Source organism: Mesorhizobium temperatum, from assembly GCF_002284575.1.
GTDB lineage: Bacteria > Pseudomonadota > Alphaproteobacteria > Rhizobiales > Rhizobiaceae > Mesorhizobium > Mesorhizobium temperatum.
This window is the reverse complement of record NZ_NPKJ01000007.1, coordinates 1-19,021: the sequence shown is the minus strand read 5'-3', so window position 1 is coordinate 19,021 and position 19,021 is coordinate 1. Positions and strand designations below refer to the sequence as shown.

Genomic DNA, 19,021 nt, shown 5'->3' with positions numbered 1-19,021 from the left:
TCCGCATGACGCGCAGGCGGACGGCCGGGTTCTGCCTGACGGAGGTTTCGTGGTGCTCGCAGGCTCAACGGCAGTGAAAGACAGTTCGGCGACCAAGAAGCGCGATCGCGAGGAACGTGATCGACTGGTGAGACATGGCATCCTCGCGGCGACTGGCGATTCAAAGCTTCTGAAATTCACACGCGACCATGAATTCACGAGCGCCAGTCGCGCGGCCGGCATCATCAAGGACGACAACGCCAGTGGCCCTCAGCTCTGGATTGAAATCAAGTCGGGCAAGTCGCTGAAGGATTTCCTTTCCCCATCCTCTTAAACTCGGGTTCCATTCGTCATGCCATACTCCGCAGCCACCGTCGCCGAGACGGTCATGAACATTAACCGCAGGTACTTCCTGCCGGCTATCCAGCGACCCTATGTCTGGAACTCCGAGCAGATTGTCAGGCTTTTCGATTCCCTGATGAAAGGTTTTCCCATCAGCTCATTCCTGTTTTGGGATGTCGCGACGGAGAACAAGCAGAACTGGCAGACCTATCGCTTCGCGGAGAACTTTCGCCAGGGCGAGATCCACAACGAGCACGCAAATCTGGACGGTCTCGATGCCACGCTGGTGTTGGACGGCCAACAGCGACTGACGTCGCTGTTGATTGGCCTGCGCGGCTCGCTCACCGAAAAGGTCAAACACAAGCGCAACACTAGCGTTGACGCTTGGCGGACCAAGAAACTCTACCTCGACCTCCTCGTTGAGCCGGACGATGTCTTTGACGAGGATGATGAAGAGCACGACGAGGAACTGTATGCCTTCGAATTCCGGGAGACTCCCCCGCCACACCTACCAGGGCAGTTGTGGATCCGGGTTGGCGAAATACTCGAACACCGAGACGATGCATCATTCGAAACGTTTAAGGCCAAGAAACTGGGCCTGCTGCGCCTAGACGCACCCAAGGCCGAACGGGAAATTGCCGCGCGCAATCTGGATCGGCTACGCTGTATGGTCTGGCAGGATGAATCGGTCTCCTTCTATACGGAAAAACTGCAGGACTATGACCGCGTCCTTCGGATATTTGTCAGGGCCAACGATGCAGGGACAAAGCTCAGCAAGTCCGATCTGATGATGTCGATGATTTCGTCCCGCTGGTCGCAATTCTCTGCGCGGGAGGAGATCGTCAATCTTGTGCATGAGATCAACAACGAGGGTACCCGTCGAAACGCCGTCACCCGAGATTATGTCATCAAGGCAGCGCTATTGCTGTCCGGTCTCAATCACCAGTATCAAGTTCGCAATCTGACTCTCGCCAATATCGATTCCATGCAGTCCGCATGGCCGAAGGTCAAGAAGTCTCTACGCGCAACATTCGCACTTCTGAACACCTATGGATTGGACGAAACAAATCTTACGTCGCTGAATGCGACCCTTCCGATCGCGCAATATTTGCACCTAACAGGGCACGACCTGCTTACGCAGGATACTCCTTTCAACGTCGTGAATGCCGAGAGGATCAGACGCTGGATCATCGCCGCCTTGATCAACACCGTCTTTGGCGGTGCATCTGATGCGACGATCACCGTCGCACGCAACGTCATTGAAAAGTCCAAGCCGGGAAGTGAGTTCCCGTTTCTTCAACTGCACGCCGAACTTTCCAAGCACTTGCGACGTTCGTCTGCCTTCGAAGATAGCACGATTGACGACGTGCTTAAGCTTAGCTATGGCAAGAAACTAACCTTCCTCGCGCTCACACTGCTCTATGATGAGCATCGTTGGGGCAACATTCCTTACCACATTGATCACATATTTCCTCACGCTGTGCTATCTCGCAACGCACTCATGGCGCTGAACGTGTCGCAGAGCAAGATTGACGAATTGCGCGATCTCGAAAATCGCTTTGCTAACCTCGAACTTCTCTCCGCGCCCGAAAATCTGGAAAAGAACGCACAACAATTCAGCACCTGGATCAGAACTAGAGACGCGGGGTTTATTTCCCGACATAGAATTCCGGAGGGGGAGCATCTGCAAACGGTGCTGATGCTTCCCAAGTTTATCGAGGAACGCGAGAAACTCATCCGAAAGCGCCTTCGCAGGTTGCAACTTGATCCCGCGTCTGGAAACGCTGACTGATCATGCCCACGATCCTCGCCGACAGCTTCAGCGCAACTCTCGCCAAGCACCTCGACGACAAGGTGCTGAAAAGGATTGTGCGTTTAACATGAGCAATGCCCCCTATAACGGATACAGCGGGCAACAGCGGGCAAGGATCATGCCCGCCTATCGCAGGTTGACGGGGCGACACGCTCCTTTCGAGGGCGAACCATGCGCAATGTGCGGTGATCCTGACCGGCCCCAGGGAGAATGGCATTCGGAGGACTATTCCGAGCCGTTCAGCTTTCAGCCGCCGCAATCCTACCCTCTGTGCAAGCCCTGCCACAGCAGGCTTCACAAACGCTTCAATGCGCCGCCAGCCGAATGGGAACTGTTCTGCCTGCATCTCGAAGCGGGTGGATACGGGTCGGAATTCGTCCAGTTGCGGAGCCTTCCTGAACGGCGGGCGCTAGGCCAAAAGATTACGTCTGGACATAAGGTTGAGTTGCCTGTCATTCGCGTCCGAACGGCCGGGCCTTATTGGTGGCGATCACTGACGCTTGACCCTGAATCTCTGGTCGCACCCTGGGCGCGTCCACGCCCCTTGCGGCCGAGACCAGACGAGGCCGCATTCCGTCGAGCATTCGAGCAAGCGGAATTATCCGATCGCGACATCGCATTTTTGCGTGCACATGCTGGCGCACTGCGCCGCACCGCGACAATGCGGGTGCTGGCGCGAGAGGCCTTGGGCAAAGACGATCCCAAGACCGCAAACCTGCTCTACGGCAAACTGGCGGGCCGTCTCACATCGCTGCTTAAATGGGAGCCGGACCTCCGTAATGACGGCTCGCCCATCCGGATGAGCCTCCTGGCCGAGGGTTGGTGGCCGTCCGGGCGTGAATACGAATGGACGATGGTGCCCTCTGCCGCTGAAGCCGTGCGGAATTGGAGCGAGGGTTCATGGTCGCGGAGACAGCCTACACATGTGCCGCAGGTTGGCGTGGTCACGACCGTTCCCGAGCAAGCCTCGAAGGATATTAAGGTCATCAATAGCCTCGAAGACGAGGTGTTGAACGTGTTTGGGGTGTGAGGGGTGGGACGGGGCTACAACCACTATTCAGATTGTGGCTGCGGTTGGTGCTCCAGCACGTGGGGCAACGTCAGGATCGACCGCTCGCAGTTGCGAAGGTCGATGCAAACCCGCGACGCAGAGCGCATCCTGCGGGAGCAGCGGGCAAGCAAGGGTTACTCATCCTGCTTTGTAAATCCGAACGCGGTTTGTCCGGTTTGCAAGGCTGCGGTCTTCTATTACCAGAACGACAGAGGTAGCCGCGTCTTTTTTGATGACCTAGGCCCACCGTGGCCGAAACACTGCTGCACCGACAATCCCCAGTTCTCAGTGAACGCAATATCGCCGCGCCCTCAATCCCGTGCGCGTGGAATGCGCCTTGAGCTCGCAGAAGCCGCCAGTTTCCTCGGAATATACGATGGAGGCCGCTATCACAGGTCCGGCTATGCCATTGACTGGCAAATGATTGAAATCACGTCAGTCGAGCGTAAGGGATTTCAACTCTTTCTGGCCGGTCAGCTAATTGAAATGGCCGATGGTCCCGTGGTCCACTTCTCTATCACGTGCCCAGACGAAATCATCACTGTGGGCGACGTCGTCAGTGGCTCGTATTCGGCGATTAGTGTCTTTCATCCTGCCAAGTGCGAACCTCGATCCTACAAGGCCACCTGGTTTGAAAACGAGCGGTTTCTAAGGGTCATTCCCACTGGCGAACATGCGCTGAGGCCTCTGCGAGAACCACACACATTGATTGAGGCTGGGTCGGAGAGGGTTACTCCGGCATCAGTACTGATACGCCGTTCAAGAACTCATCGCGCTCGGTCTGTGACTAAAGCGCCTCCACCGCCGAAGAAGAAGTCCAAGGCCAAATCGCACCCCAACAGGAAGGCGATCAGGACAATTCCACCAGCGAAGCAGAATGCGGAGCCAAAGCCCAAATCTGCGGGACAAATGAAACGTGATGAAATGATTTCGAAAGTTGTGGTGGAATACCGTCGCGATCGACGTTCTCGGTTACCGAAGGACAAGAAGTAGAGAGTCGATATTGACCACCATACTAGCCGACAGCTTTACCTCATCCCTCGCGAAGCTCGCCAATGACGAGCAGAAGCAGGCGAAGCTGACGGCGTTCGACCTCCAAGCCAACCCGGATCAGCCTGGCCTGCAGTTCCACCGCATCGACAAGTCGAAGGATCCCAATTTCTGGTCGGTGCGGGTCAACCGGGACCTGCGCATCATCATCCACAAGACAGGGGACAGCGTAATGCTGGCCTATGTCGATCATCACGACGACGCTTACAAATGGGCCGAGCGGCGCCGCATCGAGACGCATCCGTCGACCGGTGCGATCCAGATCGTCGAGGTGCGCGAGCGCGTCGAGGAAGTGGCGTTGCAACCAGCGATCCAACCCGTTCAGGCCGACCTGCCATTCGAGGTCGCTCCGGACAAGGAGAGCATCCCCGCGCCGCCGCTATTCGCAAAACTGACGCCGGACCACCTTCTCTCCGTCGGCGTGCCGCAGGACTGGTTGGCCGACGTCGCCGAGGCAACCGAGGACAGCTTCTTCGCCCTGGCCTCGCACCTGCCTCAGGAAGCGGGAGAGGCGCTGCTCGAATATGCCGCCACGGGAATCCTGAAACCCGCCGAACCCGTCGAAGACCCGCTTGAGCATCCCGACACGATGCGTCGGTTCCGGGTGCTGGAAGGGCTGGACGAGCTGCAGGCGGCGCTCGACGCGCCGTTCGAGAAATGGGCGGTGTTCCTGCATCCTCTGCAGCGCGGCGTCGTCGAGCGCGACTACTCCGGGCCCGCTCGGGTTGCTGGCTCCGCCGGGACGGGCAAGACCGTGGTGGCTCTGCACCGCGTGATGCGCATCCTTCGCCTCGATCCGGACGCACGCGTGCTGCTCACGACCTTCTCCGACCCCCTGGCCGATGCGCTGAAACGCAAGCTCGCCGTGCTTTCGGGTGGCCGCGACGATCTGGAAGGCCGTGTCACCGTCGCCTCCTTCCGCAGGATCGCCGAGGAACTGTTCGGGCTGACGGCGGGGCGAAAGGCGCATATCGCCGACCGCGAGACGGTCCGCGGACTGATCGAGAGGGCGGCGAACGATGCAGGCGTGCATGGCTTCTCGCCGCGCTTCCTGATCTCCGAATGGGAAAACGTCATCGACGCCTGGCGAATTGACAGCGCCGACGCCTATGCCGAGGTGCCGCGCATGGGCCGCAAGAACCGCTTGGGGCAAAAACAGCGCGAGGCGCTGTGGCAGGTGTTTTCGCGCGTGCGCGAAGCACTTCGACAGAAGGCGCTGTTCACGCCGGCTTCGTTGTTCCAGGCAGTGACCTCCACTTACGCTTCGCGCGCGGAAAAACCGTTCACGCATATCGTGGTCGACGAGGCGCAGGATCTCGGTGTTCCGGAGTTGCGCTTCCTTGGGGCTATCGCGCCTGACAGCCCCGATGCGCTTTTCTTCGCTGGAGACATCGGCCAGCGCATCTTCCAGCAGCCTTTTTCCTGGAAGGGGCTCGGCATCGACGTTCGCGGGCGCTCCTTCACGCTGAAGGTGAATTATCGCACCTCCCAGCAGATCAGGCAGATGGCCGACCGCCTGCTTCCCAAAACTATCCGTGACGTTGATGGGCTAGAGGACGATCGGCGCGGTGCGGTATCGGTCTTCGAGGGGATCGAGCCAACGGTGGTGATTGCCGACGACGAGGCCGCGGAGCGCGACGCTGCCGCTGCCTTCATCCGCGCCTTGCTCGAAGACGGCATCCCGCCCGACCAGATCGCCATTTTCGTCCGTTCCCCTGCCGAAGTTCCGCGCGCCCGAGCGATTGCCGAGGCCGCCGCACTACCGTATCGCACCGTATCTTCCGGAAAGGCCAGCGATGACACGGCCCTGGTCGGCATCATGCATCTCGCCAAGGGGCTGGAGTTCCGGACGGTCCTCGTCGTGGCCTGCGACGAGGGCGTTCTGCCGCTCGCGGCCCGCGTGGCGGACGTGGCCGACGAGTTCGAGCTAGACGAGGTCATCGCCACCGAACGGCAGCTTCTCTATGTGGCTGCGACCCGGGCACGGGATCGCCTGTTCCTGTCGAGTGTGAAGCCGGGTTCAGAGTTTCTCGAGGACCTCATATAGCGGGCGCTTGCGGCGGCAAGGTTACGCTAATGAGCCTTTGGCAGCTGGATTGCCATAGCTGAAGGCGAGTGATTGCCGCTTTCTGCGGACCGCGGTGACCCGGCCTGATCCGCCCTGTTGAAAACCAGAGAATCTGTGGACCAAGATCAGCTGGAAGTTGTGGCAGCGATCACGTAGTTCGTATCCTATTTCGCCGCAGCTCCTATTTTGAATTCTTGCGAGTGACCGAACGGGCCTCTCAACTGCATCAGACGGACTGGCACGATAGACACAACGAGTCCTTGACGGCTGGTGGCGGCGCGGAACGGACGCCGATTCTCAACAAATCAAAAATCTCATACAATTCAAACAATTGCAAAGCCATCAAGGTTTCGTTCCGACACAATAAGAACTGTCTCCCGCGATGACTCGAAAATTGACTGCACCAACGTATGAATATCGGGCATATACGTGTGGTTGAATTCGTCGATGTCAATATAGAATCTGACACGGCCAATAAAATGGCTTGCCGCCCTTGCAGAACCCAAGCCCACGCAGCCTTCAGATATGGATCGTGTCGCGCGACCTACCACAACTGACGACTGAATTGGCTTAGCGCTGCGATGGCCGACAGACGGCTGGTGATCGCTATCCTAGGGCACGAAGATAAGGAACAGATAGGCGACAAACACGACGAGATGAACGAGCCCCGTCAGCATAGTTGTCCGGCCAGTCCCGAAGCTCACGATGCTGATGGCGAGCGCGAGGATGAGAAGCACGGTATCACCCGGGCCTAGACCAAGAGTCAGGCTTCGTCCGGTGAGTAGGCTCGCCGCACCGATTGCCGGGATTGTCAGGCCGATTGTGGCGCAGGCCGAGCCGAGGGCGACATTCAGCCCTCGCTGAAGTTCGTTATTGAGCGCTGCCCGAACTGCCGATACCGCCTCCGGCATAAGCACAAGCGCAGCGACGAAGAAGCCCACGATTGCGTCCGCCTGGGTAACTTGAAGAAACGCGAGCCCATTCTCGATGCTGCCGGCCACCTGCTCGGTCAGAAGAACGATCCCTGCCAGTCCGACAAATAAAAGGATCACGTTGGTGGTCACGTTCCCACCCTCAGATACATGCTCCTCATGTTCCGCGCTGGACGTGAGATCCTCGATAAAATCGCCCCGATGGCGCACCATCTGTGCAAAGACGAACGCACCATAGAGGAGGATGGAAAGAACGCTCACGAAAGCGAGTTGCGATGCGGAGAACGTACCGGGGCTTGTTGCAAGAGTGTAGTTTGGAAGGATCAGCGTAAGAACCGTCAGCGCCATAATGACGGCAAGGGAAGCGCTGGTGCCCTGTCGTTTGATGTCCTGATATCGATGCTTCAGCCCACCCAGGGTGAGGCAGACCCCGACCACACCAGTGCACACGATCATGACCGTCGAAAACACGGACTCGCGTGCCAGCGTCGGGTTGTTCTCGCCATGCAGCATCATCGAAACGATGACCGATGCTTCGATGGCCGTCACCGAAAATGTCAACAGCAGCGTGCCATAAGGTTCACCGAGCCGCCGTGCGACGGCTTCGGCATGATGCAAAACCACAAACACGGTCGCGAAGATGAAGATAGCGACCACGATCAACGCAAGGATCTTGATCGAAAGCAGCGAAGGCTCCATCGACGCGGCGCCGAAATGAATTAGCGCGGCCAGGCCCAGGGAGCCGATTGGGAACAGATATTGGCCGATCGGTCGTCGTCGATGAACAGCCAAGACGGATTTCCTCATCGCCATCGACGGCCGCAGATCGGGTATTACAGAACCGGACCGAGGCCCAATCAGTGTACTTGCGGCTGCCTGTCCGTTCAATGGCCGCGTGCTCAATCGACTTGGCGTAACGAAACTGCCGAGCTCGATGCCGCATGTGCCGAATCACAATTAAGCCTTGAGTTTTTGCGCTTACGGCAATAGCTAGGTGCTACCAGGCCGGGCCCCTCTGGCAGTCCATCAGGGACTGTGATGTCGGACTGGAATTCAATCCGGGTGGCCTGGCTTTGAGATTTCTTCAGCTGTAGCAGTATTTCTCTTGTCATACGCGGTGTCCGCGTTGCTCTACGGTTATGCTCGCAAGCCGTGTCACCCCTAGCTGAACGCAAGGGTGCCGTATGACAGAATTTTTTAGTCCTGAAGCAATGACCGCTCTCTTGCAGGTCATCATGATCGACCTGGTGCTGGCCGGTGACAACGCCATCGTTATCGGCCTTGCCGCGGCCGGACTTCCCAAAGAGCAGCGCAGAAACGCAATCGTCGTTGGTATAATCGCAGCGGCCGTTCTGCGCATCGGCTTTGCGGCCGCGACAACCCAGCTCCTGCAGATCGTCGGCCTGTTGTTGGCTGGCGGTATATTGCTGTTGTGGGTGTGCTGGAAGATGTGGCGCGAACTCCGGCAAAACCATGCGCAGGAAACACAGGCGATCGAAGCGCTTTCGGAAAGTGATGTCGACTATGATGGCATCGTAGCTGGCAAAGCTCCACGCAAGACCCTGGCGCAGGCAACCTGGCAGATCATCATCGCCGACGTCTCGATGTCGCTCGACAATGTTCTGGCGGTAGCGGGTGCTGCGCGCGAACATCCAAACGTACTGATCTTCGGCCTTGTCCTCTCCGTCGCGCTGATGGGCATTGCCGCAAACCTCATTGCCAATCTGCTTCAGAAGCACCGTTGGATTGCCTATGTCGGCCTGGTGGTCATCCTCTACGTAGCTGCCGACATGATCTATCGCGGTGCGCTTGAACTTCTGCCTCACGTCGGGGGCGCTTGAGACACAGAAAATGGGCCGGAACGACGTCGTTCCGGCCGATTTCTGCTCATCGCTCTCCTACGATCTGGAGCGCACTCACCCGATCCGGCGTAGAAAGAATATCCTCCTGCTCAGATCCGTGTGAGTCGCGGTTTGCTCCCACGCAAACGACCAAATCGGAAGGCATCCGAAACCGCCGAGCGGACCATAAGCATCTCGCCTATGGTTTCGTGTGTCATGAGCCCGACCAGCCGATCGGAACTGTCCACGACGGCAACAGCAGGCACAACTGCCTGCTGCATGAGCCGCAGGCCTTCTTCCAGGCTTTTGCGGTAATGTATTTTCGGGATATCGTTTCGCATTGCGCTCGCGACCGGTGCGGCGGGTCCCTTTTCCTTCAATGTCCGGATCATGTCGTTGCGTGTCACCAATCCTTCAAGATGGCCGGCGGAGTCGATGACAGGGAAGTCGTGCTGCGTGGTCGCGAGCAGCATCTCGATTGCCTCGTCAAGCGTCGCCGACCGTTCCAGCCGGGCGAACTCGGTGATCATCACGTCACCGACCAGGACGCTTGTGGCTACCTCGCGGATCTGTGCGTTCTGGGCTTCCGCTGCCGCGGCGAGATAGACGAAGATGCCGATGAAGATTAGCAGCGGGTTGTAGAACAGCCCAAGGAAACCGAAGACGAAGGCCAATCCTTGCCCGATCGTGGCGGCGATCTGGGTCGCGCGCGACCAGGAAAGGCGGGCGGCGAGGGCGGCGCGCAGGATACGGCCGCCATCCATCGGGAAGGCCGGGATCATATTGAAAAGGACCAGGAAGACATTGACCCCGGCAAGCCTGGCGAGAAAGTTCGTACGCGGATCCTCGATCCCGGCCATCTGTTCGACACTCGCCGACCCGCCGAGCAAGACGAAGATCAGCGCGGCGATCGCGACATTGACCAGCGGCCCCGCGACCGCGATCACGAACTCCTGCCCCGGCTCTTCGGGCATGCGTTCCAGCCTGGCCACGCCGCCGATCGGGAAAAGCGTAATATCCGGCGTGCTGATGTCGAAATACCGTGCGGCGGCGATGTGGCCGAACTCATGCAGGACCACGCAGGCAAAGACGGCAATGATGAAGGCAACGCCTTCCCAGGCCGCTGGCGTGCCGCCGATCTGATAGTGCGTCAGCCAAATCCAGACGAGCAGAAGCAGGAAGGTAAAGTGAACGCGCACGGTGGTGCCGGCGATCGTCCCGAGGTTCAGCGACCAACCCAAATCTGTCCACTCCGAGAGGCCCCACCTTCACCATAGGCTTTGGCAGGACGCTTGCAATCGTTCGAGAACATCAGGCGCTCAAGCTCATCGTCTGCGACTAAGGGCTACCCGGCTGCGAGATACCCCGCCTCGGTCGCGCGGTCCCGTCGCAAGACGAGTTTATCACGACATGACATCCCGGTGAACGTCTTGCGCCGTCGTGATCCGATGCGTCTGAGTCTGCACGGTCATTTCGCCCTGTCGCGCTTTTTCGGCGCTGAATCCATGGATTGTTCCTGAACCTTTGCCGAAGAACATCGCAATGCAGAAGGCGCCCGGCCGGGCGCCGGCGTTGGCCGACGCGCCGCGGAACAAGATATCCGTTGACCTGGCACTGCCGTGTCGCGCGTCAGTCAGTGAGCAGTCTGCGAATGCTCGCCGCCCGGCTTCGAGATGTCGCTTAAAGCCTCACCCGCTTCTGCCGCTTCGCCACTCGTCGCGAGATCGCCAAGAGAGATGATGCCGACGAGCCTCTTGTCGCGGTTCAGAACCGGAAGCCGACGTACCTGCAGGTCGCCCATGTTCTCAAGCACATGCTCGACGTCTTCGTCATCGAAGCAATATTTGACCTCCGGGCTCATGACATCACGCACCTTCGTGTCAGGTCCCTTACCCAATGCTACGCCGCGGATCGCGATATCACGATCGGTGATCATCCCGACCAGCCGGTCGTGGTCGCCCACGGGCATCACTCCGGCGTCAAGCTTGCCCATGATCTGCGCTACTTCGCGGATGGACTGTTCGGGGTTCGCGACCTGGACATTCCTCGTCATGCAGTTGTCGACTTTCATGGCAATCTCCCTTTAACTTGCGAAGCCCCGCCGCCGGTTTTGGTGTTGACCTAGGAAACGAACTCTTCGGCAGTAACGTTCCCTCGAATCTGAATGCCCCGCAGGAGGTTTTTCACCTGCAGCCGGAAGGCTGAGAAAGCCCGTGTCGCGGGGAGCTTGCGGCATGTCTTTGACGCGAAGTCGAACCACACAACGGCCGCGCTTCACTGCGCCCATCGCCGTAACTGCCGCGGCAGCGACAAACGCCAACGACCGGCCAAACTGGAACCCCGATGGGCGATACGACGTTCCAGGAGACAACTCCAGCCAACGGAGAATTCGAATGCAGCCCTTAGCCGCAAATTCCGCCCGCCATCCCGGCGCGCTTACAATCACCCCGTTCAATGGAACCGTGACGGTCAGGTTCTCCGACGCGATCGTCGCCTCAACCGAGCGGGCAAAAGTGCTTCACGAAGAAGGACATGATCCCGTTTTCTATATCCCTTTCGAGGATATCTATTTCGACCTGCTGGAGAAGACGAACACCACAAGGCGCTCCCCGTCGAAGGGCACGGCGAGTTACTGGCGGGTTCATGCGGTCGGCGGATCGGCTGATGACTTCATGTGGGCCTACGAGACGCCCGACACCCCGGCAAAAGCCATCGCGCGCCATGGCGCCTTCGACCCCGACAAAGCGCGGATCGATGCCGATCCTGCCGAGGACAAGCGACACACGCCTCACATCCCCGAGTAGACGGCGCTTGAATTTCCACATCGGCCGGTTACGCCGCAGACGGCAATCTTTTCGTCATTCGGAGAATTCTTGGTCGATGATCCGCAGGCCGTCTTCATATTTCGATGTCGAGGTGCCAATCTGCCGTGCCTGCCACAGATTGTCGGCGAGATCTGCGCGCTTGACCGGCAGCGCCAATGGGTTAGCTGCTGCTCTGCGCACGAAAGCGAGGTCGTCCTCGTCCGGCCGGCGTGTCATGGCATCGACTGCCGACATGATGGATGTTCCAAAACCAGCCGCCTCGAGCCGATCGCGGTCCCAATCGTCGCTTTTCTCAAGAACGTCGTGAAGGTAGGCAACGGCCTTTTGGTCGAGGGTTTCGACAGCGTCAACGACCCGGCGGCAATGTTCGATATAGGGCCGTCCGGTCTTGTCCGTCTGCCCGGCATGAGCTTGTTCGGCGATTTTTGCCGCGCGGTAAAGCACGCTCACTGCTTCGATCCTTGCTGGCCTGTGTATTGATGCAACCGGCCTTTGCTCCGATGCACGGCGTGCCTCAAGAAAGCGTGTGGCGCGGTAGCCCGTGTCACCGAACGCGCGACGATTGGCTGAAGTTCCAGAGCGCGGGCAAGGCTCCGGCACAAGGCGTCCATCCACTCCAGGACGCTTGGCCACGCTCGAAGGCTGGCCCAGCCAGATCGGCGAGCCGAGGACGAATATATCGGCCGCCCGCTACCTCCGTCGGGTTGCCTTTAGCCGCTTTTGGGATCGACCATATCTGGCGAGACGGCTAGTCGCGAGACGGTCCATCAACAATCCCGGAATTGGGCAGAACTCCAAAATCCTGTGACTTGGCACCTTGTGCCGCCGTCAAAAATCCGTCGGCATGGAGACCGCGCCGCAGCAACTCTCTCACGGCCGCCGATCGGCTTGGCATGCGCCTTTCGAAGCGCCAGTTTTCCAATGCAGCCAATTCATCGGCAGTTAGCATGATCTGCAGTCGTTCGGGTCTTTCCAGTTCGGCCATTTCTGCCTCCAGCCGCTCAAAGTTAGTATTTAGCTAAGAGTTAGGGAAAGGCTGAGTGAGCGTCAAGGTCGGTCAATATGCCGTTGGCGTGAAAGGCTCGGAGTTAATGTGAGGCGTCGATGCGGTAGCCTGCGTGATATGCTAACTATTTGATTTTGTGGGTAATTTTATGGATTCAGCTTGTTATTCGAGCCGATCTGGCACATGCTGATTCCGAGGGACAAACCGCTCCTGAAAAAAGGGTTCGCCATGAGAGACGGTTATTCGGTTCGTTTGTGTCACGACGTTGACCGGCAAGTGTGGGCAGCCGCCCGGTGCAAGGGGATAGTCAATGTCACTGCGGTGGCTGAGACCGTGCGGCTGCGAAACCTCGCCGAAAACGTTGCGCTTGAAGACATCGAATGCCTGGTGTTGCAAGCGGCCCAGTTCTACGGGGCAGCCATGGAATTCGACAGCCTGACCGTCTTCGAATTGGCTAACGTCCATCGGCTCTCAGTTCATCGCGATGCTTTGCCTGGGGGAGGCAACCTCGATGTTGTGGAGGACAGGGCTGTTTTGCTCTATCTTCGTCAGCCGGACCGAACGCAATAGGTCCGGCCGAGCGTCAGCACAGTCGGTCGGAGGGAAAGGGTTCAGCTTCACGGGCGCTTTCAGTCGGCCGCGTTATCCGCCACTGACGCCTGGACGAAATGCAGCGGCGCCTCGAGCGTCCAGGTGACGCCTTGCTCATGGAACTCCAGCCGCCCGCTGCCGCTGAGAGCCTGCGGCGCCACTCGCTCGAGGACGACCACTCCGAAACCGCGCCCCCTGACAGCGTCCAGAATCGGCCCGTCCAACTCACGCCAGACTAGGCGAAAGGTATCGGCGCCGTCGCCGGCAGGGACCACATTCCAATCGATTTCGACGCGTCCGCCGCTGCAGGACAGCGCTCCATGTTTTGCCGAATTGGTGGCGAGTTCGTGAAAGGCTATCCCGAGATACTGCACGGCATTCGGCTGCAGCATCAGCATCGGCCCGGCCATCGACACGCGGGACTGCGCTGCAAAGGCCTTGAGCTGTGCCTGGATGAGCTCGCCGACCGTCGCGCCGCGCCACTCGGCATTGACCAGGAGATCATGGGATTCCGAAAGCGCCGTGATGCGCTCCCGGACCTGCCCGAGGAAAGCCTCAGGTGTGCTCGTCAGCTTGCTGGTCTCGCGGATCATCGAGATGATGACCGAGAACTGGTTCTTCACCCTATGATTGACCTCGCGCATGAGCAGACGGATGCGCCGTTCGCTCTCCTTGTGGGAACTTATGTCGCGCGCGATCTTGGAGGCGCCGACGACCCTCCCGATGGCGTCGCGGATCGGCGAGATGGTGAGCGAGACCGAAACGAGCGTGCCGTCCTTGCGCAGGCGCATCGTCTCATAGGAGGGGACGCGTTCGCCGACTCGGATGCGGCTGATGATCGAGACCTCCTCGTCGAGACGATCGGGCGGAATGAGCATCGTTACCGGCCGGCCGATCGCCTCGGCAGGCGTGTAGCCGAACAGACGTTCTGCAGCATCGTTCCAGCTGGTGATGATGCCGTTCATGTCCTTCGAGATGATGGCGTCCATCGACGACTCGACAATGGCGGCAAGACGCATGCGGGCTTCATCGCCTAGCGTCTGGGTGCGCAGGTCGAGCAGCGTGTTGATGGCACCGACAACATTGCCCGCTTCGTCGCGAAGCAGGCGTGGGTGAGCCCTGAATGGGACGAGTTCGCCATCCGGCCGCTCCGCAATCGCCTGGTCCCAAGAGACATCCCGTCCTTCGCGCAGCGCCACGGCCATCGGACACTCGCTATGCGCCATATCCCGACCGTCCAGATGACGAAGCTTCCACGAGCCGCACCATAGGTCCCGACCGACAACAGGACGATGGCCCCAGAGCTCAGCTGCGGCTTCGTTGAAGAAGGTGATGCGTCCCTGTTCGTCGACGGTGTAGATGGCGACGGGCAGTGCCTGCATCAGATCGGCAGTCGGAATCCCCGAAACTCCGAGGCCGATATCGGCTTGTTCAACGAAGTTCACGTATGGGCGCCATTCTCGTGGATTTCTGCAGCGGGCATAATGCCCTTGAGCGATTTCGGTTCCGTCGGGACAATCACGTGCGCCCCTTGTCCCCAGCCGCGGCGACATTCCCGGACGAGCCCCTAGAGCGACACCGGATCAACGCTGAAGTTTGTCCGCCTAATCGTGCGGGCACTAAATGCGTCCGAGAAGGACCAGGATAATCAGGATCAGCAGCACGAGACCGAGGCCGCCACCGCCATAATAGCCAGTGCCGTAGAACGGCCCGCCACCCAGACCGCTGAACCCGCCAAGCAAGATAAGGATCAAAATGATGATGAGTATGGTTCCGAGGCTCATGGCGGTTCTCCCATTCTTGCGCTGCCGCGCCATACAAGGGCACGTCCATGCGCCTGTTGATGACGGTATGAACTCCCAGAGGGGGCTTCCTGTTCCACCGGAAGTAGCATCGTTGTCGCTCGTCTAGCGGGAAAAGCCGGTAGGCTCACGAGAAAGCCCGCCGGCCGGGAGCCAGCGGGCAACAGGCTTTTTCAGCCTCAAACCGCCTGGAGGGACAGGCGATCACAGCAAGAATGCGTGACGCGGTCCGAAGTTGCGGCGGTCAGCCAAAAAAGCCCGCAGCTACTGCCGCGGCGGTGGAATTTCCCCATCTTGCAGCGAGACCGTAGTCGCGGAATTTCAAGGCTGTGAGGGAACTCATGCGGACATAATCCGTTCACGAGTGACTGTGCGCGGCGGACGTGAGCGAGAGGACGGTGTAGTGAGCGCGACAGGCCTCGACGTCTTCGACAAGACGCTTCAGACCACCAACGTCTGGCTCAATGACCTGATGGAGGAGCTCGGCCCAGACAGGCAGCTCTGCTGGAAGGTGCTGTCGACAGTCCTGCAGATGCTGCGCGACCGGCTGCCTTTGGGACTGGCGGCGCATCTCGGCGCCGAACTGCCAGTTCTGGTGCGTGGCGCCTACTACGATCAGTTCGAGCCGGCAAGGCAGCCGAGCGATTGGGACTGGGACGAGTTTGTCATCGAAGTCGCGGATCGCTTGTCCGATGCACGGCTCTTGGATGCCAACGATGCGGTGCGTTCTGTCTTTGCCACGCTATCGCGGCATGTCTCGCGTGGTCTGGTCGCGAAGGTCCAAGCCACTTTGCCGGAAAAGCTGCGCACCATGTGGCGCTCAGCCGAGGAACGGGTCGTTCCACCGGATCAAAGCGCTGCCCAGACCATCTCGCAGCCAGGCCGTGCTCACAGTCAGACGGCCTGATGTTTTGCGCCTCGCATTTTCAGCAAAAAATGCACGCACCACTCCGCAGGCACGTGAACAGCCATTCACCTTCCTTCTCGTGCCGGCCGGGTGCCGCCGCCCTTCTTCTCGGGGTCATGAGTATGGTGGCTGTCGCGTTCGCCTCCGCCGCCTGAGATCTTGCTGCGGCTGCGCAGATCGGAATCGGCTGGCGGCTTTTCTATCACCAGCGGCTCCTTGGCATTCTCGTGCGATGCGCCAGGACCGCCATGGCGGATGCTGGCGCGGGTCTTCTTCGACGTGGACATGAAATCACCTAACGGTCCTGCTGGTAGCCTTGATGGGTCGTATTGACCTTCGTGTTGCCCTGCTGGCCCTGTTTGTCGGGATTTGGGGCGGAATGGCTGTGCTGCGTTTGGTCGACAGGAACCGACTTCTTATCGCCCGGCCCCTTAGGGCTCTGGTTCTCTACCGGAACGGGTGGTGGTTTTGTGCTCATGACGTTCTCCTTTCACTAGCCAAAACAAGCAGGCCCCGAGAAGGTTCCTGATACGAACCGTGCGAGGCTCCTTGCATTCAACGGGGAAATCCTTCGCGATCTCTCCCTTCTCGGCCAGCAGATTGAGCGCCGCGCGGCGTCGCCCGCCAAACCGCTTGGCGCTGCGGCCGACAGCACAGGGGGAAAACTGTAACCCATGTATCCGGTTCAAACTGTTACCCATCTATCAACTGGACAGAGCCGCCTTTCCCCTCTTTCAGGAATAACCCTGGCTCGACTGTGGGCCGCGCCCTGTGGAAACAGGCGCCGCGCCGTCGGTCACGACAGCTGGTTCCTGAGGGTGGAAGACCGACATTCGTTGACAAGAAAGACATCACCGTCGCAGCATCGTTTACAAGCGGGGAGGTGTCTCAATGTCACTGAAAGTCCGGGCTGCCTCGGAGGCAGACTTTGACTCGCTCGTTCGGCTCAATCAGGTGATTCAGAGTCTCCATGCTGAATTGCATCCGGACGTTTTCAAACAGGCAGCCGATCCGTCTGCGGTGAGGACATTCTTCGCAGCGAGACTGGCTGATCCGAAGAGCTCGACCGCGATTGCTGAGATTGATCGTGCTCCAGTCGGCTACGTCTGGTTTGAAATTCAGTCGCTGCCAGAAACGCCGTTTACTTTCCCTCGGCCCCGGATGTATGTGCACCACATCTCGGTTATGCCGGAAGCTCGTCGTCGTGGAGTTGCCACAGCTTTGATGTGCCATGTTGAACAGCGAGCTGCTTGCGAAGGTATCGACGAAATTGCCTTGGGCATCTGGGCAGCCAATCTCGACGCGCGGCATTTCTTCGGATCGCAAGGATGCGTTCCGTTCAACATTGCACTTCGCAAGAAGCTTGTGACAGTCAGCTAACCGCTAAACGAGCGCGGCGTTTTTTCGTTGCTCTTGCCGTTTGGGTTCGGCACCGGCGCCTCCCTCACGTCACGGGGAGGCGGGTCCATGTGGTCAGGCTCCGGTGATGTTTCCTTGTCATCGGGGCGGCGGATAGGCTTCTTGTTTGGGTCAACCCTTTTTGGTGTTGCAGGGATTTTCTCGGGCACAGCCAGTTCCTCCAGCTTTGGAAACAGAACTGGCTCGCAGCCCCATGGTTCCCGGACGAGCCAGCGGTTGCCGAGATTCCGCACCTCATTCCGCGCGGCTAACTCCTCCCACTGCCCACTGCGCGAAAACGGGGAATCGCCATTGAGGCGTCGCCTCCACCTGACCGACGGTGCGCCTGATCAAGGGCACTGAGAATGAGCCCTACGCCCAACCCACGTGATCCGATTTTGCGAGCTTTAGAAACAGGTCGAACCAAAACCGATGCTCGGGTCCACCTCGATCGCCAAGCGTCTCGAACGCACAATACGCGACCGAGGTCGTCGGGTCTTTGCCGTATTTGTCGATCGCAGCATCAATCGCCTCGTCCTCAGCCAAGAACTCCCATCCTCTAATTTCGCTGACGTGAATTCCCACGTTGACCTCCTCAAACTTGCCTAGGCAAGGCCAATGCTTGGGCGGTCCTGAGTCACCGCTGCATTGCGAGAAGTCACGTCAATCGTGATGGAGGTCGATCAATACAAAGGTCGACGCCGCGATCAAACTGATCAACGCTCGAGTGTCGCCGGCTGAAGCTGCAAGGCAACTGAGTCTTGGCCGCTCGAGGGTTCATCGAGAAATGAGGGCGACTGTGCATCAGTCGGACGGCGTAGAGAGCATTTCCGACGCTTTTCAAACTCTCGCTCCGGGGAACTTCGAGGGCAAATCGTGACCCGAATCGGCCATTCCGGCCGCCTATTGGCGTCTCGGAAGCGGACGTTTACGGCCGGTGGTAGTAGCCGGGGCATTTCGAAGCTAAAAACCGGCGGTCTCGCACACCTCGATCGTCCCCATCNTCGGAAGCGGACGTTTACGGCCGGTGGTAGTAGCCGGGGCATTTCGAAGCTAAAAACCGGCGGTCTCGCACACCTCGATCGTCCCCATCCGAGCGAGTCCCGCTCCGCGATCTCCATCGCCTCCGCAAGGTTCTTCGCTTCGATGAGCAGGAAGCCACCCAGATGCTCCTTGGTCTCTGCGAAGGGCCCGTCGGTCCAACTCGCCTTGCCGGCACGAACGCGCAATGTCTTTGCGGTCTTTGGATCGGTAAGAGCGTTGGAGGCGAGATAGTGGCCTGATCGCCTGAGCTCTTCATTGGAAGCTAGGGACTCCCGGTCGATCTCGGCCCATTCCTTGCTGGCGGCGTCAGCAAGGTTTTGATCGATGTAGAAGAGACAAAGGTAGCGCATCGGGTTCCTCCATGGTGCCGTC

General features: G+C 59.1%; 21 protein-coding genes and 1 pseudogene. 10 read left to right on the top strand and 12 right to left on the bottom strand.

Translation table 11 applies throughout. The annotated features are described in order from the left end of the window. Positions 1-49 precede the first annotated feature (49 nt). The 5 genes from CIT26_RS01645 (at position 50) to CIT26_RS01630 (ending at position 6,282) form a co-directional block, all read left to right on the top strand. A complete protein-coding gene (locus tag CIT26_RS01645; protein WP_167391240.1) occupies positions 50-313 on the top strand; it encodes a DUF4357 domain-containing protein in 264 nt (87 codons plus the stop codon). An 18-nt stretch (positions 314-331) separates the two neighbouring features. Continuing rightward, positions 332-2,113: a DUF262 domain-containing protein gene (locus tag CIT26_RS01640; RefSeq protein WP_095490942.1), complete on the top strand. Its 1,782-nt coding sequence runs from the start codon at positions 332-334 to the stop codon at positions 2,111-2,113. Positions 2,114-2,201: 88 nt separating this feature from the next. Then, positions 2,202-3,164: a hypothetical protein gene (locus CIT26_RS35540; RefSeq protein ID WP_143747755.1), complete on the top strand. Its 963-nt coding sequence runs from the start codon at positions 2,202-2,204 to the stop codon at positions 3,162-3,164. 102 nt (positions 3,165-3,266) lie between these two features. After that, positions 3,267-4,178: a hypothetical protein gene (locus CIT26_RS35535; protein WP_143747754.1), complete on the top strand. Its 912-nt coding sequence runs from the start codon at positions 3,267-3,269 to the stop codon at positions 4,176-4,178. Between the two features lie 10 nt (positions 4,179-4,188). After that, a complete protein-coding gene (locus tag CIT26_RS01630) occupies positions 4,189-6,282 on the top strand; it encodes a 3'-5' exonuclease (RefSeq protein WP_095490940.1) in 2,094 nt (697 codons plus the stop codon). A gap of 632 nt (positions 6,283-6,914) precedes the next feature. Here the strand turns inward: CIT26_RS01630 and CIT26_RS01625 are convergent. After that, positions 6,915-8,027, bottom strand: coding sequence for a calcium:cation antiporter (locus CIT26_RS01625; protein ID WP_245318977.1), 1,113 nt, complete (start codon positions 8,025-8,027; stop codon positions 6,915-6,917). Between the two features lie 392 nt (positions 8,028-8,419). Here CIT26_RS01625 and CIT26_RS01620 point away from each other — a divergent pair, with 392 nt between their 5' ends. Continuing rightward, positions 8,420-9,076: a TerC family protein gene (locus tag CIT26_RS01620; RefSeq protein ID WP_095490939.1), complete on the top strand. Its 657-nt coding sequence runs from the start codon at positions 8,420-8,422 to the stop codon at positions 9,074-9,076. A 110-nt stretch (positions 9,077-9,186) separates the two neighbouring features. Here the strand turns inward: CIT26_RS01620 and CIT26_RS01615 are convergent, their stop codons facing one another. The 3 genes from CIT26_RS01615 to CIT26_RS01605 all read right to left on the bottom strand — a co-directional run bounded on the left by CIT26_RS01615 (position 9,187) and on the right by CIT26_RS01605 (position 11,147). After that, the gene (locus CIT26_RS01615; protein ID WP_095490938.1) at positions 9,187-10,317 is read right to left on the bottom strand and encodes a site-2 protease family protein; all 1,131 of its coding nucleotides are present in this window, start codon (positions 10,315-10,317) and stop codon (positions 9,187-9,189) included. 162 nt (positions 10,318-10,479) lie between these two features. Then, entirely contained in the window at positions 10,480-10,671 is a 192-nt protein-coding gene (locus CIT26_RS01610; protein ID WP_095490937.1) for a hypothetical protein, read from the bottom strand. A gap of 38 nt (positions 10,672-10,709) precedes the next feature. Beyond that, positions 10,710-11,147, bottom strand: a complete 438-nt coding sequence (locus CIT26_RS01605) for a CBS domain-containing protein (protein WP_095490936.1) — start codon at positions 11,145-11,147, stop codon at positions 10,710-10,712. A gap of 322 nt (positions 11,148-11,469) precedes the next feature. Between CIT26_RS01605 and CIT26_RS01600 the strand changes: the two genes are divergently transcribed. Further along, the gene (locus CIT26_RS01600) at positions 11,470-11,880 is read left to right on the top strand and encodes a DUF427 domain-containing protein (protein ID WP_095490935.1); all 411 of its coding nucleotides are present in this window, start codon (positions 11,470-11,472) and stop codon (positions 11,878-11,880) included. A gap of 54 nt (positions 11,881-11,934) precedes the next feature. Here CIT26_RS01600 and CIT26_RS01595 read toward each other — a convergent pair whose 3' ends face one another. Both CIT26_RS01595 and CIT26_RS01590 read right to left on the bottom strand, forming a co-directional pair. After that, the gene (locus CIT26_RS01595) at positions 11,935-12,351 is read right to left on the bottom strand and encodes an HD domain-containing protein (RefSeq protein WP_095490934.1); all 417 of its coding nucleotides are present in this window, start codon (positions 12,349-12,351) and stop codon (positions 11,935-11,937) included. Between the two features lie 298 nt (positions 12,352-12,649). Continuing rightward, the gene (locus CIT26_RS01590; protein WP_095490933.1) at positions 12,650-12,886 is read right to left on the bottom strand and encodes a hypothetical protein; all 237 of its coding nucleotides are present in this window, start codon (positions 12,884-12,886) and stop codon (positions 12,650-12,652) included. A gap of 180 nt (positions 12,887-13,066) precedes the next feature. Between CIT26_RS01590 and CIT26_RS01585 the strand changes: the two genes are divergently transcribed. Beyond that, positions 13,067-13,477, top strand: a complete 411-nt coding sequence (locus CIT26_RS01585; RefSeq protein WP_143747753.1) for a hypothetical protein — start codon at positions 13,067-13,069, stop codon at positions 13,475-13,477. Between the two features lie 59 nt (positions 13,478-13,536). Here the strand turns inward: CIT26_RS01585 and CIT26_RS01580 are convergent, their stop codons facing one another. Next, complete coding sequence (locus tag CIT26_RS01580) at positions 13,537-14,943, bottom strand: PAS domain S-box protein (RefSeq protein WP_245318974.1); 1,407 nt, start codon at positions 14,941-14,943, stop codon at positions 13,537-13,539. 174 nt (positions 14,944-15,117) lie between these two features. Continuing rightward, positions 15,118-15,282, bottom strand: coding sequence for a DUF3309 family protein (locus tag CIT26_RS01575; RefSeq protein WP_077381102.1), 165 nt, complete (start codon positions 15,280-15,282; stop codon positions 15,118-15,120). A 421-nt stretch (positions 15,283-15,703) separates the two neighbouring features. On the opposite strand from CIT26_RS01575, the gene CIT26_RS01570 reads away from it, so the two are divergent. Next, positions 15,704-16,207 (top strand): DUF2267 domain-containing protein, encoded by a 504-nt coding sequence (locus CIT26_RS01570; protein WP_095490931.1) that lies wholly within the window; start codon positions 15,704-15,706, stop codon positions 16,205-16,207. A 65-nt stretch (positions 16,208-16,272) separates the two neighbouring features. Here the strand turns inward: CIT26_RS01570 and CIT26_RS01565 are convergent, their stop codons facing one another. Both CIT26_RS01565 and CIT26_RS01560 read right to left on the bottom strand, forming a co-directional pair. Continuing rightward, positions 16,273-16,494 carry a hypothetical protein gene (locus CIT26_RS01565; RefSeq protein WP_095486347.1) on the bottom strand — a complete coding sequence of 74 codons (222 nt, stop codon included), beginning with the start codon at positions 16,492-16,494 and terminating at the stop codon, positions 16,273-16,275. A gap of 8 nt (positions 16,495-16,502) precedes the next feature. Continuing rightward, entirely contained in the window at positions 16,503-16,685 is a 183-nt protein-coding gene (locus tag CIT26_RS01560; protein WP_095490930.1) for a hypothetical protein, read from the bottom strand. Positions 16,686-17,098: 413 nt separating this feature from the next. On the opposite strand from CIT26_RS01560, the gene CIT26_RS01555 reads away from it, so the two are divergent. Then, positions 17,099-17,587, top strand: coding sequence for a GNAT family N-acetyltransferase (locus CIT26_RS01555; RefSeq protein ID WP_095490929.1), 489 nt, complete (start codon positions 17,099-17,101; stop codon positions 17,585-17,587). Between the two features lie 390 nt (positions 17,588-17,977). Here the strand turns inward: CIT26_RS01555 and CIT26_RS01550 are convergent, their stop codons facing one another. Together CIT26_RS01550 and CIT26_RS38420 are read right to left on the bottom strand one after the other, a co-directional pair. Continuing rightward, positions 17,978-18,169 (bottom strand): hypothetical protein, encoded by a 192-nt coding sequence (locus CIT26_RS01550; protein WP_095491027.1) that lies wholly within the window; start codon positions 18,167-18,169, stop codon positions 17,978-17,980. Between the two features lie 489 nt (positions 18,170-18,658). After that, positions 18,659-18,999 (bottom strand): annotated as a pseudogene (locus tag CIT26_RS38420) (YciI family protein). Positions 19,000-19,021 lie beyond the last annotated feature (22 nt).